This window comes from Piscinibacter sp., assembly GCF_050175855.1.
Classification (GTDB): Bacteria; Pseudomonadota; Gammaproteobacteria; order Burkholderiales; family Burkholderiaceae_C; genus Piscinibacter.
On record NZ_JBFXIO010000114.1, the window covers coordinates 1 to 12,295 of the forward strand.

Annotated in this window: 11 protein-coding genes and 1 other RNA gene; 8 read left to right on the top strand and 4 right to left on the bottom strand. The window is 71.6% G+C overall.

Annotated features, from left to right (window positions below):
• On the top strand, nucleotides 1–1,433 hold a 1,433-nt coding region (locus AB7U92_RS10830), incomplete at its 5' end, for an HDOD domain-containing protein (protein ID WP_428576203.1).
• Nucleotides 1,430–3,877 (top strand): protein kinase domain-containing protein, encoded by a 2,448-nt coding sequence (locus tag AB7U92_RS10835; protein WP_428576204.1) that lies wholly within the window; start codon nucleotides 1,430–1,432, stop codon nucleotides 3,875–3,877. The genes AB7U92_RS10830 and AB7U92_RS10835, both read left to right, overlap by 4 nt.
• Here the strand turns inward: AB7U92_RS10835 and ffs are convergent.
• Together ffs and AB7U92_RS10845 are read right to left on the bottom strand one after the other, a co-directional pair.
• Nucleotides 3,873–3,970: signal recognition particle sRNA small type (gene ffs / locus AB7U92_RS10840), an RNA gene on the bottom strand. The genes AB7U92_RS10835 and ffs overlap by 5 nt on opposite strands.
• Nucleotides 3,971–4,021: 51 nt before the next feature.
• Entirely contained in the window at nucleotides 4,022–5,161 is a 1,140-nt protein-coding gene (locus AB7U92_RS10845; protein ID WP_428576205.1) for an AIR synthase-related protein, read from the bottom strand.
• A gap of 75 nt (nucleotides 5,162–5,236) precedes the next feature.
• Between AB7U92_RS10845 and dnaX the strand changes: the two genes are divergently transcribed.
• The 3 genes from dnaX to recR are packed head-to-tail and all read left to right on the top strand — an operon-like array spanning nucleotide 5,237 to nucleotide 7,935.
• Nucleotides 5,237–6,994 carry a DNA polymerase III subunit gamma/tau gene (dnaX, locus tag AB7U92_RS10850; RefSeq protein ID WP_428576207.1) on the top strand — a complete coding sequence of 586 codons (1,758 nt, stop codon included), beginning with the start codon at nucleotides 5,237–5,239 and terminating at the stop codon, nucleotides 6,992–6,994.
• Nucleotides 6,995–7,013: 19 nt separating this feature from the next.
• A complete protein-coding gene (locus tag AB7U92_RS10855) occupies nucleotides 7,014–7,340 on the top strand; it encodes a YbaB/EbfC family nucleoid-associated protein (protein WP_428576209.1) in 327 nt (108 codons plus the stop codon).
• A 7-nt stretch (nucleotides 7,341–7,347) separates the two neighbouring features.
• Nucleotides 7,348–7,935 (top strand): recombination mediator RecR, encoded by a 588-nt coding sequence (gene recR, locus AB7U92_RS10860; RefSeq protein WP_428576211.1) that lies wholly within the window; start codon nucleotides 7,348–7,350, stop codon nucleotides 7,933–7,935.
• A gap of 13 nt (nucleotides 7,936–7,948) precedes the next feature.
• Here recR and AB7U92_RS10865 read toward each other — a convergent pair whose 3' ends face one another.
• Both AB7U92_RS10865 and gloB read right to left on the bottom strand, forming a co-directional pair.
• On the bottom strand, nucleotides 7,949–9,520 hold the full coding sequence (locus tag AB7U92_RS10865) for a transglycosylase SLT domain-containing protein (RefSeq protein ID WP_428576212.1): 1,572 nt from the start codon (nucleotides 9,518–9,520) through the stop codon (nucleotides 7,949–7,951).
• Nucleotides 9,517–10,287 carry a hydroxyacylglutathione hydrolase gene (gloB, locus tag AB7U92_RS10870; RefSeq protein ID WP_428576213.1) on the bottom strand — a complete coding sequence of 257 codons (771 nt, stop codon included), beginning with the start codon at nucleotides 10,285–10,287 and terminating at the stop codon, nucleotides 9,517–9,519. The genes AB7U92_RS10865 and gloB overlap by 4 nt, the downstream gene beginning before the upstream one ends.
• Between gloB and AB7U92_RS10875 the strand changes: the two genes are divergently transcribed.
• From AB7U92_RS10875 to AB7U92_RS10885, 3 genes are all read left to right on the top strand, one after another.
• Nucleotides 10,286–11,098 (top strand): class I SAM-dependent methyltransferase, encoded by an 813-nt coding sequence (locus AB7U92_RS10875; protein ID WP_428576215.1) that lies wholly within the window; start codon nucleotides 10,286–10,288, stop codon nucleotides 11,096–11,098. The genes gloB and AB7U92_RS10875 overlap by 2 nt on opposite strands.
• Entirely contained in the window at nucleotides 11,095–11,556 is a 462-nt protein-coding gene (rnhA, locus tag AB7U92_RS10880; RefSeq protein ID WP_428576216.1) for a ribonuclease HI, read from the top strand. The genes AB7U92_RS10875 and rnhA overlap by 4 nt, the downstream gene beginning before the upstream one ends.
• Before the next feature lie 63 nt (nucleotides 11,557–11,619).
• On the top strand, nucleotides 11,620–12,295 hold a 676-nt coding region (locus AB7U92_RS10885; RefSeq protein ID WP_428576217.1), incomplete at its 3' end, for an efflux RND transporter periplasmic adaptor subunit.

Consider the following 12,295-nt stretch of genomic DNA (forward strand, 5'->3'; position numbering starts at 1 on the left):
CCCACGAGGCCGGCGTCGTGCACCATGATCTGCAGCCCTACCAGTTGCTGGTCAGCCCGCAGGGGCAGGTGCGGGTGGCGGCCTTCGGTGCCGTGGAGCAGGCCGCTTCCACCTTCGATGCGCCCGGCGACCGCGGCATGGCCGTGGATGCCGCCTCCTTGCGCGCCCAGCGCGACGGCGCCCAGCGCGACGTGCTGGCCATCGGCGTGCTGCTGCACCAGCTGCTGTCCGGCGCGGCCGTGCTCGACGAGCCCGACATTTCGCTGGTCATCGACCGCATGCAGCCACAAGGCCGCGATCTCGTCCGCCTGCCCTGGACCACGCCGCAGCCGGTGCCCGAGGGGCTTCGCGCCATCGCCAACCGCTGCACTGCCACCCAGGAGCGCCAGCGCTACCACAGCGCCCGCACGCTGCTGCGCGCGCTCGAGGGCTGGCGAGAGGTCGAGGCGCAGGGGCAGGGCGATCCGATCGCGCTGCTGATCGACCGGCTGCGCACGGTGGGCCACCTGCCGGCGCTGCCGGGCATCACTCGGCGTCTGGCGCGTCTGTCGCTCACCGACAACCAGCGCACCGACGAGATGGCCGAGCTGCTGCTGCAGGACCTGGCGCTGTGCTTCGAGCTGCTGCGCACGGTGAACTCCGCCCAGGTGCGCGGAACGCAGGTGGCCGGCAACGGCCCGGTGCTGACGCTGCGCCGCGCGATCGCGCTGCTCGGCGTCGATGGCGTGCGCGCTGCCGCCAACGCGCTGCGCCACTGGCCGGGCCCGATGGGCGAAGGCGCTGCCGCAGCCATGGCCCGGCTGATGAACATCGTGCGCCTGGCCGGCCATGCCGCGCAGGCGCTGCGCCCGCCGGGCTACGACGCGGAGGTGGTGTTCCTGGTCGCCGTGCTGCAGAACCTCGGCCGGCTGCTGGTGCAGTACCACTTCCCGGAGGAATCCGAGCAGATCCGCCTGCTGATGCAGCCGGTGCCGCCGGCCCAGCCGGGCGGCAACGAACATCCGGGGCTCAGTGAGGCATCGGCCTCCTATGCGGTGCTCGGCACCGATATCGAATCGCTTGGCGCCGCCGTGGCGCGCCACTGGGGCCTGGGCGACGAGGTGCAGCACATGATCCGCCGCCTGCCGGTCAACAAGCCGGTGCGCCACCCCGACAGCGACGCCGACATGCTGCGCGCCGCAGCCAGCGCGGCCAACGAGGCCGTCGACGCGATGACGCGGCTGCCCGCGGCGAAGATTCCGGCGGCGATCGTGCAGGTGTCGCAGCGTTATGCGCGCGTGCTCGAGCTCAGCCCGCGCGAGGTGCAGGAGGCGCTGCAGGGCGCGCGCGCCTCGCTGCAGAGCGGCACCGCCGCAGCGGCCATGCCGCGCACCGCCACGCAAGGCATGCCGCCCGAGGGCCCGGCGGTTCACACCGCCGCGGGGGCAGCATGAGCGCCGTGCTGAACGCTGCACCGGCCCAGCGCCTCGGCCGCTTCGAACTGCGCCGCGTGCTCGGCAAGGGCGCGCAGGCCAGCGTGTGGCTGGGCTTCGATCCGCGTCTGGAGCGCGAGGTGGCCGTCAAGGTCATCACCGCCGGCGCCGACGTCGATCCGCAGGACATCACCCACTGGCTGCAGGAGGCACGCAGCGTCAGCCGCCTCACGCACCCGAACATCGTGCCGGTGTTCGAGGCCGACGTGCAGGACGGCCGGCCCTACCTCGTCTTCGAGTTCGTGCCCGGCCGCACACTGGCCGAGCACCTGCGCGCCCGCGGCAGCCTGCCGCCGCCGGAGGCGCTGGCGCTGATGCTGGGTGTGCTGGATGCGCTGCAGACCGCGCATGCGGCCGGCGTAGTGCACCGCGACCTCAAGCCGTCGAACATCCTGGTCGATGGTGGCGGCCGTGCACGGGTGATGGACTTCGGCATCGCCGCAAGGCTGAACGACCGTCGTGGCCCGGCCGGGCAGGGCCTGGTGGTGGGCACGCCGAACTACATGTCGCCCGAGGCCACGCGCGGCGCATCGCCGACGCCGGCAATGGATGTCTTCGCTGCCGGCCTGGTGCTCGTCGAGATACTCGCCGGCCAGCCGCTGGTGCGCGAGCGCGACCCCTATGCCGCGATGCGCCGCATTGCCGAGCAGGACCTCGCGTTGCCGACCGAACTGCCCTCGACGGTGGACGACCCGCTGCGCGCCGTGCTGCGCCGCGCCATCGCGCGCGACCCGGCGCAGCGCTACGCCGACGCCTCGGCCTTCGCCGACGCACTGCGCCAGTGGATGACGCCGCGTGCCGCCGAGAACGACGCCGCCGCCGCGGCCAACAGCGGCACGCTCGACTTCCTGCTGCGCCGCATGCGCCACAAGAGCGACTTCCCGGCGCTGTCGGATTCGATCGCGCGCATCCAGCGCATCGCCGCGTCGGAGAACGAGAGCCTGGCCAGCCTGTCCAACGAGATCCTCAAGGACGTGGCGCTGACCAACAAGCTGCTGCGGCTGGTCAACAGCGCGCACTTCAGCCACGCCGGCGGCGGCAGCATCAGCACGGTGTCGCGCGCGGTGGCGCTGATCGGCTTCGCCGGCATCCGCAACATGGCGCTCAGTCTGGTGCTGCTCGAGCACATGCACGACAAGGGCCATGCCAACCAGCTCAAGGAGGAGTTCCTGCGCGCGCTGATGGCCGGCTCGCTGGCCGGCGAGATGTGCCACGTGGCGCGCGAGGGCGAGGAAGCCTTCATCGGCGCGATGTTCCAGAACCTCGGCCGGCTGCTGACCGAGTACTACTTTCCGGAAGAGGCGCGGCAGATCCGCAGTGCCGTGGCGGCGAGCGTGCGCGATGCCTCGTCGCTGGCGGCCGTCGTGCAGGCCGAGACAGCAGCGTCGATCGGCGTGCTGGGCCTGAGCTTCGAAGACCTGGGCCTGGGCATCGCCAAGAGCTGGGGCCTGCCCGACAACCTGCAGCGCTGCATGCGCCGCCCCGACGGCGAGCCGCCGGCGCGCGTGCCCGACAAGACGCCCGAGCGGCTGCGCTGGCTGACGCTGGCCGCCAACGAGCTGACCGACACGCTGCTGCGCACCGAGGGCGACCCGACCGCTCGCCTGGCCAGCGTGGCCGAGCGCCACGCCCGTGCGATCGGCCTGAGCGTGCGCGAGATCCAGGCTGCCACCGAGCAGGCGCGCCAGCGCCTGGCGCAGGCGGCCGAGGCCATGAACCTGCAGGTGGCGCCGCATTCGCCGGCGCGGCGCCTGCTGGCCACGGTGGTGGTGGCGCCGCCGGCCGGCTCGGCCGATGCCGACACGCTCTCGCCGCACAGCCTGCAGGCCACCGTGGCCGCCTTCGAGGCCACGCGCATCGACGCCACACTGGTCGAGCCGCCGCGCGAGAGCGCCGCCGAGGTGCTGGCCGCGGGCATCGCCGACATCACCAATTCGATGGTCGAGAGCTTCAAGCTCAACGAGGTGCTGCGCATGATCCTCGAGACCATGTTCCGTGCGCTCGGCTTCCGCCGCATCGTCTTCTGCCTGCGTGACCCGAAGACCGAGACGCTGACCGGCCGCTTCGGCCTGGGCGAAGGCGCCGAGTCGGTGGCGGCGCAGTTCAAGGTGCCGCTGCGCGGCGGCAGCGATCTGTTCGCGCTGGTGTGCGCCAAGGGCGCCGACACGTTGATCAGCGACGCGACGGTGGCCAGCATCGAGGCCAAGCTGCCGGCCTGGTACCGCAGCGGGGTCAAGGCGCCCGCCTTCCTGTTGCTGCCGCTGATGCTCAAGGGGGCACCGTTCGCGCTCATCTACGCCGACAAGGCGGAGCCGGGCGGCATCGCGCTGGGGGAGAAGGAGCTCTCGCTGCTGCGCACCTTGCGCAACCAGGCCGTGATGGCCTTCCGGCAGACGAGTGGGTGACGAGCCTTACCCCCGGCACTGGTTGCAACGCTTAGGGCTGCTTGGTTCCCCACCTGACCCGGTTGGGCGCGCTCCCATGCGGGGAGGCCCGTCACCGCGCATTGTAGGCGAGGGGCGCGATGCCCCTTCGCAGGCGACGCGGGATCAGCGCAGCTGCAGCGCGTCGTCGCCCCACTCGAGCCCGAGCGGCTCGACGATCAGGCGCTTGGGGCCGGCCTCGACGCGGCCGGCGACCATCGCCGCCACGCCCTGCGCCTGCGCGATCTCCACGCAGCGCTGCGCGTGTTCGGCGGCAACGAAGATCGCGAACCCCGCGCCCATGTTGAGCGTGCCGTAGGCCTCGTGGTCGTCCTGCCGGGCGTGCTGCTGGATGAACTTGAGCACCGGCGGCACCGGCGGCACGGCATGGATGCGGTAGGTCAGCGTGGCCGGGTGGCGCAGCAGCTTGCGCCAGCCGTGGCCGGTGATGTTGGCGCAGTAGTGCGGCACGACGCCGGCCTTCGCCAGCGCCTCGGTGACGGGCGAATACAGCACCGTGGGCGCGAGCAGCGCCTCGCCGTAGCTCAGGCCCGGCGCCACCTCGGTGAGGTAGCCCTGCGGCAGCCGCTCCACCAGCTTGCGCGCCAGGCTCAGGCCGTTGGCATGGATGCCGCTGGAGGCGAGCAGCACGATGGCGTCGCCGGCACCGAGCCGGTCGCCGAGCGACAGCCGCGCCTTCGGGTTGACGATGCCGGTGCAACTCGCCGCCAGGTCGATGCGGCCGCCTTCGACGATGCCCGCCAGCGCCGGTGTCTCGCCGCCGCCCCAGGCCACGCCACAGGTGTCGCAGGCGCGCTTCCAGCCGGACACCAGCGCCTGAGCGCGCTGCGCGTCACCGAACCAGTCGCTGCCGCCGGCGGCCCAGTAGGCCTGCACCACCAGCGGCGTGGCGCCGACGGTGATCAGGTCGTTGATCGCCATCGCGATGGTGTCCTGCGCGATCGCGTCGTAGAAGCTACGGCCGGTCAGCGCCTTCATCTCGTCGGCCACCAGCGCCTTGGAGCCGAGGCATTCGACGATGCTGGCCAGGTAGAAAGGCCCGACGTCGACCACGTAGGCCGACTCGCCGCGCGAGGCCGCCACTTCCGAGAAGCCGTGCGGCGCCAGGTTGGCGGCGGTGGCGGCGGCTGCGCGCTGCGCGGCCACCTTCAGCGGGTCGATCAGCTCGTAGTTGACGCCGGCCTGTTCGTAGCTGAGCGTGCTGCCCGTGTCGGGGGCGGAATCGGGGTGGGCGGCGTCGGTCATGGGCCGGGATTATCGGTCAGCCGGTGCGGCCGGCCGACCCGCTCGGCGTGCAGGCCGGCCCGTAGAATGAACCGCATGAGTTACCTGGTGCTCGCCCGCAAATACCGGCCACGCAGCTTCGAAGCGATGGTCGGGCAGGAGCATGTCGTGCAGGCGCTGTCCAACGCGCTCACGCAGCAGCGGCTGCACCACGCCTACCTGTTCACCGGCACCCGCGGCGTGGGCAAGACCACGGTCTCGCGCATCCTCGCCAAGTCGCTGAACTGCACCGGTGCCGACGGGCGCGGCGGCATCACCGCGCAGCCCTGCGGCGTGTGCGACGCCTGCCGCGACATCGACGCCGGCCGCTTCGTCGACTATGTGGAGCTGGACGCGGCATCGAACCGCGGCGTCGAGGAGATCTCGCAGCTGCTGGATCAGGCCGTCTACAAGCCGGTGCTCGGCCGCTTCAAGGTCTACATGATCGACGAAGTGCACATGCTCTCGAACACCGCGTTCAACGCGATGCTCAAGACGCTGGAGGAACCGCCCGAGTACCTCAAATTCGTGCTGGCCACCACCGACCCGCAGAAGGTGCCGCCCACCGTGCTATCGCGCTGTCTGCAGTTCAACCTGCGGCCGATGGCGCCGCAGACGGTGCAGGAGCACCTCGCCGCGGTGCTGGGCGAAGAAGGCATCGCGGCCGAGCCGGGTGCGCTTCGTCTGCTGGCGCGCGCGGCGCGAGGCTCGATGCGCGACGCGCTGTCGCTGACCGACCAGGCGATCGCCTTCGGGTCCGGCACGCTGGCAGAGGCCGGCGTGCGGCAGATGCTCGGCGCGGTCGACCGCGGCCATGCGGTGCGGCTGGTCGAGGCGCTGTCGGCGGGCGACGGCGCCGCCGTGATCGCCGCGGTCGATGGGCTGCGCGAGCTGGGCCTGTCGGCCAGCGGCACCTTGGAGGAGATGGCGGCGCTGCTGCAGCAGATGGCGGTGCAGCAGGCCGTGCCCGGCGCGCTCGATGCGAACGACCCGGACACGCCCACCGTCGAGCGGCTGGCCGCGGCCTTGCCGGCCGACGAGACGCAACTGCTCTACAGCATCGTGGTGCACGGCCGTGGCGAACTGCCGCTCGCGCCTGACGAGTACAGCGGCCTGGTGATGGTGCTGCTGCGCATGCTCGCCTTCCGGCCGGCGGGCGCCGGCAGCGCCGAGCGGGCGGCGCCGCGGCCCGCGCACGTGCCGCCTGCCAGGGCCCCGGTGGCGGCCCAGCCGGCGGCGGTGGCTGCCGCCCCGGCCCTGCGCGTGCCGGCCCCGCCGCCGGTGGCGCGTTCACCGGAGCCGCCGCCCTGGGTCGACGCGCCCGACGAGTTCGAGGCGGCGGAAGCCGCGCCGCTACCGGTCGCCCCCGTGCCTCAGCCGCCGCCGCGCAAGCCGGTCGCCGCCGTGGCGACCACACCACTGGGCGACCGCTGGGCCGCGCTGACGGCGCAGATGGCCGGCGCCGGCAGCATCGGCGCGCTGGTGCGCGAGCTGGCCGTGCAGTCCGAGTGCACCTCGTTCGACGACACGGCGCAGCCGGTTCGCATCGGCCTGCGTGTCGAACGCGAGACGCTGCGCAGCGCCGCCAACGTCGACAAGCTGCAGGCCGCGCTCGCCCAGGCGCTGGGCCGCCCGGTGCAACTGCAGGTCGAGGCCGGCGTGGCGGAGGATTCGCCGGCGCGTCGCGACGCTGCCGAGCGCGCGCGCCGCCAGGCCGAAGCCGAACAGATCATCCACGACGACCCGCTGGTGCAGGCCCTGATGGCGCAGTACAAGACCGCGCGCATCGTGCCCGGCTCGGTCAAGCCGCATTGATTTCCAAGGAGCATCCACGATGATGAAGAACCAGCTGGCCGGCCTGATGAAGCAGGCCCAGGCGATGCAGGACAACCTGAAGAAGGCGCAGGAGGAACTTGCGCTGATCGAGGTCGAGGGCCAGTCTGGCGCCGGCCTGGTGAAGGTGACGATGACCTGCAAGCACGACGTCAAGCGGGTCGCCATCGACCCCAGCCTGCTCGCGGACGACAAGGACATGCTCGAGGACCTGGTGGCCGCGGCCTTCAACGACGCGATCCGCCGCGCCGAGCAGGTCAGCCAGGAGAAGATGGGCAAGCTGACCGCTGGCATGCCGCTGCCTCCGGGCATGAAGTTCCCGTTCTGAATCCTTCGTGGCCGGATCCTCGCTCGACGCGCTGATCGACGCGCTGCGCCGGCTGCCCGGCATCGGCGTGAAGTCGGCGCAGCGGCTGGCCTTCCACCTGCTGCAGCACGACCGCGAGGGCGCGCAGCGCCTCGCGCTGGCGCTGCAGGCGGCCTGCGCCAGCGTGCGCCACTGCGAACGCTGTCATACCTTCACCGAGGCGCCGGTGTGCGACATCTGCCTCGACCCGCAACGTGACGCACGCCAGCTCTGCGTGGTGGAGACGCCGGCCGACCAGGCGGCGCTCGAGCGAACCGGCAGCTACCGCGGCCTGTACTTCGTGCTGATGGGCCGCATCAGCCCGCTCGACGGTCTGGGCGCGCGCGACATCGGCGTGGCCGAACTGCTGCAGCGCGCCGACGACGGCGTGACCGAGGAGGTCATCGTCGCCACCAACTTCACCGCCGAGGGGGAGGCGACCGCGCACGTGATCGGTGAGGCGCTGAGGTCGCGCGGCCTGAAGGTCACGCGGCTGGCGCGCGGTGTGCCGATCGGCAGCGAGCTGGAGTACGTCGACCTCGGCACCATTGCCCACGCGCTGAGCGACCGGCGCTGAACGCCGGCCGGCGCTACTTGCGGGCGCGCTTCTTCGGCGCGGCCGAAGCCTTCTTCGAGGTCGCGCCTCTTGGCTTCTTCGCGCTGGCGGCCGACTTCGCCTTCGAGCCGGCCTTGGCCGGCTTGTGTGCCACGTACACGATGATCGACTGGCCGGGGCGGAACCGCGTCCCTGCGCTCACCCCATTCCACTGCGCGACCTGATCCGCGCTGACGCGGTAGCGGCGCGCCACGCTGGCCACGCTGTCACGCTTGCCGGCCTTGAGGGCGACGCGGCGCATCCGCGGGCCATCGGGTGCCAGCGCGAGGCTGGCGTTGTCGGCCAGGTGCTCGGAGACATCCGCCTCGCGCTGCGCACTGCGCGGCACGAGCAGCGTGGAGCCGGCGCGGATGAGCATGCGCGGCGGGATCTTGTTCACCTCGCGAAGGTCGTTCTCGTCCATGCCGACCATGCGGGCGGCGTCGGCCGGCTTGAGCGTCTTCGGCGCCACCCAGGCGGTCCAGCTGGCCAGGCGGCCGCGGTGCTGTGGCAGCTCGCGCACGAAGTGGTTGGCGTTGTCGTAGGGCAGCAGCACCTGGGGCGTGCCGGCCGCCAGGATCACCGGCTTGTTCAGCTGCGGGTTGAGCGCCTTGAACTCGTCCAAAGGCAACCGGGCGAGCTGCGCAGCGAGCTCGACGTCGATGTCGCGCTCGATGCCCACGGCGAGGAAGTAGGGGTGGTTGGCCACCGGCGGCAGCTCGAGGCCGAAGTCGCCGGGGCGGGCGACGATGTTCTTCACCGCCTGCAGCTTGGGCACGTACCAGCGCGTCTCGGCGGGCATGCGCAGGCTCTGGTAGTCGGTGCCCTTGCCGGCGCGGCGGTTCTTCGCGATTGCCCGCTGCACGTTGCCCTCGCCCCAGTTGTAGGCCGCCAGGGCCAGGTGCCAGTCGCCGAACATGCCGTACAGCCGCTCGAGGTAGTCGAGCGCGGCGCGCGTGGACGCGAGCACGTCGCGCCGGTCGTCGCGGAACAGGTTCTGGCGCAGGTCGAAGTGGCGGCCGGTGGCGGGCATGAACTGCCAGATGCCCGAGGCCTTGGCCGACGACAGCGCGGTGGGGTTGAAGGCGCTCTCGATGAACGGCAGCAGCGCCAGTTCGCTGGGCAGGCCGCGCTTCTCGACCTCCTCGACGATGTGGAAGAGGTAGCGGCTGCCGCGCTCGGTCATGCGCTGAACGTAGTCGGGGCGCTCGGCATACCAGCGCTCGCGGCTGCTCACCAGCTCGCCTTCGAGGTCGGTCAGCGCGAAGCCCTCGCGCACGCGCTGCCACAGGTCGGCCTGCGCACTGCGATCGTCGAGGTCGAGCCGTACGTCGGGGCGCAGCGGATCGGTGGCCTCCGGCACGGGCGGCGGTGGTTCGGGCGCTGGCGCTTCGGCCGGTGCCGGCGGCGGCTCTGCTGCGGGGGCCGGAGACGGTTCGGCCGCGGGGGGCGGCGGCGATTCGACGGAAGCCTCCGGCGCGATGCCCGGGGTGGTGGCGCAACCCGCCAGCGCGGCCAGCATCAGCCAGGTCAGGGCGGACGCGGCCGCGGTACGGATTCGGGTCATCGGAACTCGTTCTTCCAGCGGCGCAACGTGGCGAACACCTCGGTGCCTTCGGCGCTGCGTGCACCCTGCGTGCGTGCCGAGGCGGTCACCTCGGGCTGGTCGCAACGCAGGAAGGGATTGATGGCGCGCTCGACGGCGATCGTCGAGGGCAGCGTCGGCCGGCCGGCCGCGCGCGTGGCTTCGCAGTCGGCCTTGTAGCGGGCCAGCGCCGCGTTGCCCGGCTCGACCGCACGCGCGAACTTCAGGTTCGACAGGGTGTACTCGTGGGCGCAGCAGACCCGTGTGTCGCCCGGCAGCGAGGCCAGGCGCGCGAGCGACGCATGCATTTGCTCGGCCGTGCCCTCGAACAGCCGGCCGCAGCCGCCGGAGAACAGCGTGTCGCCGCAGAAGAGGATCGGGGCGCCCTCGCGCCCCGCATGGAAGTAGGCGACGTGGCCGGCAGTGTGCCCGGGTACCTCGATCACCTCGAAGTGCAGGCCCAGCAGGTCGACGACGTCGCCGTCGGCGACGGCGACGAAGGGCTCGGGAATGCGCTCGCGCTTCGGCCCGTAGACGGTGCCCTTCAACCGGCTGCGCAATTCGTCGACGCCACCGACATGGTCGCCGTGATGGTGGGTCACTAGAATGCCCGACAGCGCCAGTTGCCGCTCGTCGAGCGCCGACAGCACCGGCGCAGCTTCACCCGGATCGACGACCACCGCATCGGTGCCGTCATGAAGCATCCAGATGTAGTTGTCGGCGAAGGCGGGCAGGGCAATCAGTTCCATGGCGCAAAGCGAGCGAATTATAGGTTTGGCCCAGTGGCTGGCCACGCCGGCGGGTCGATACCTGCTCGCGTGGGAACAGCACCATCTCGACCTCGCAGTGGCCGACCTGTTCGGCTTCCATGCGCTGCAGGTGGGCCTGCCCGAGCTCGACGCGCTGCGCAACAACCGCATGCCGCACCGCTGGGTGGCCAGCGACGAACCGAACGGCATCGTCGACGGCCCCGAGGCCACGCCGCGTGCCGCGGTGGCGTTGCATCTCGATTACGACGCCCTGCCGTTCGACACGGCCAGCCTCGACCTGGTCGTGCTGCCGCACACGCTGGAACTGGCCCACGATCCGCACCAGACGCTGCGCGAGGTCGAGCGCGTGCTGCGGCCCGAGGGGCGCGTGGTGGTGGTGGGCTTCAACCCGGCCAGCCTGTGGGGCCTTCGCCAGAAGCTCGGCCGCATGCGCCGTGGCATCGGGCTGGGCCGGCAGCAGCCGCTGTTCCTGCCGCCCAGCGGCGAGTTCCTCGGCTACCGTCGCCTGCGCGACTGGCTGCAGTTGCTGAGTTTCGAGGTCGAGTCGGGGCGCTTCGGCTGCTACCGGCTTCCGGTGGTGTCGGAGCGCTGGCTGCAGCGCTGCGAATGGATGGACGTGCACGGCGAGCGCTGGTGGCCGGTGTTCGGCGCGGCGTATTTCGTCGTCGCCGTCAAGCGGGTGCGCGGCATGCGGCTGGTGGGCCTGGCGCGCGAGCAGCGCAAGCGCGCCCGGGCCGGCGCCGTCGTCGCCACGCAGAAGCGCCGCGAGCGCGAGGAAGAGACTGCATGACGGATTCGAAGTCGGCCATCCAGCGGCCGCATGTGGTGATCTACACCGACGGCGCCTGCAAGGGCAATCCGGGCCCGGGTGGATGGGGCGCCTGGCTGCGAACGGGGGTCCACGAGAAGGAACTGTTCGGCGGCGAGGCAATGACCACGAACAACCGCATGGAACTCACGGCGGTGATCGAGGCGCTGGCTTCGCTCAAGCGAACCTGCGACGTCACGGTTCACACCGACAGCGAATATGTTCGCAAGGGCATCACCGAGTGGATCCACGGCTGGCAGCAGCGCGGCTGGAAGACGGCGGACCGCAAGCCGGTGAAGAACGCCGAGCTGTGGCAGCGCCTGGACGCGCTGCGCCACCTGCATCACGTGCAGTGGCGCTGGGTGAAGGGCCATGCCGGCGATCCGGGCAACGAGCGCGCGGATGCGCTGGCCAACCGGGGCGTGGCCTCGATTGGTTGAGAAAACCATAGGTTCGTGGCTTGAACGCTAGAGTTCACGAACAACGACAACGAGAGCCGTGAATTGAAGACCCTTCACACCGTGGTGGCCGTCGTGGGCATCGCCTTCGCCAGTGGCGCGGCGTGGTGGTGGCAGCACCAGTCGCCGGCATCCCGGGACGGTGCCGCGCGCGGCAACGGCGCGGCCGCCGTCGCCACGGGTCCGGCGGCCGGCGCGGTGACGGTCGAGGTCTCGCGGGCACGCGCGACGAGGCTGGAGGACGACGCGCAGTCGGTCGGTTCGCTGCGCTCGCGCCAGGGCGTGATGCTGCGGCCCGAGGTCAGCGGGCGTATCGCGCGCATCGGTTTCGCAGATGGTCAGCGGGTGCGCCGCGGCCAGCTGCTCGTCCAGCTCGACGACACGCTGCAGCGCGCGCAGCTGCAGCAGGCACGCGCGCAGGCCAGCATCGCGCGGACCACACTGGAACGCAACCGCGAGCTGCTGGCGCAGAACTTCGTCAGCGCCAGCGCGGTCGACCAGAGCGCCGCGGCGCTGGAGGTGGCCGAGGCCCAGGTGGCACTGGCCAGTGCGCAGGCCGAGCGGATGCGTATCGTTGCGCCCTTCGACGGCGTGGTGGGCATTGCGACGGTGAACGTCGGTGACTATGTCAAGGACGGCGCCGACCTCGTCAACATCGAGGATGCGTCGTCGATGTCGGTGGACTTCCGTCTGCCGGAGCGCTATCTGGCGCGGCTGAAGA

Bases quoted from the DNA above. Each gene is read 5' to 3' on its own strand.
- AB7U92_RS10835 (WP_428576204.1), top strand. From the start codon at position 1,430: ATGAGCGCCGTGCTGAACGCTGCACCGGCCCAGCGCCTCGGCCGCTTC.
- AB7U92_RS10845 (WP_428576205.1), bottom strand. From the start codon at position 5,161: ATGACCGACGCCGCCCACCCCGATTCCGCCCCCGACACGGGCAGCACG.
- dnaX (WP_428576207.1), top strand. From the start codon at position 5,237: ATGAGTTACCTGGTGCTCGCCCGCAAATACCGGCCACGCAGCTTCGAA.
- AB7U92_RS10855 (WP_428576209.1), top strand. From the start codon at position 7,014: ATGATGAAGAACCAGCTGGCCGGCCTGATGAAGCAGGCCCAGGCGATG.
- AB7U92_RS10865 (WP_428576212.1), bottom strand. From the start codon at position 9,520: ATGACCCGAATCCGTACCGCGGCCGCGTCCGCCCTGACCTGGCTGATG.
- AB7U92_RS10875 (WP_428576215.1), top strand. From the start codon at position 10,286: ATGGCGCAAAGCGAGCGAATTATAGGTTTGGCCCAGTGGCTGGCCACG.
- gloB (WP_428576213.1), bottom strand. From the start codon at position 10,287: ATGGAACTGATTGCCCTGCCCGCCTTCGCCGACAACTACATCTGGATG.
- rnhA (WP_428576216.1), top strand. From the start codon at position 11,095: ATGACGGATTCGAAGTCGGCCATCCAGCGGCCGCATGTGGTGATCTAC.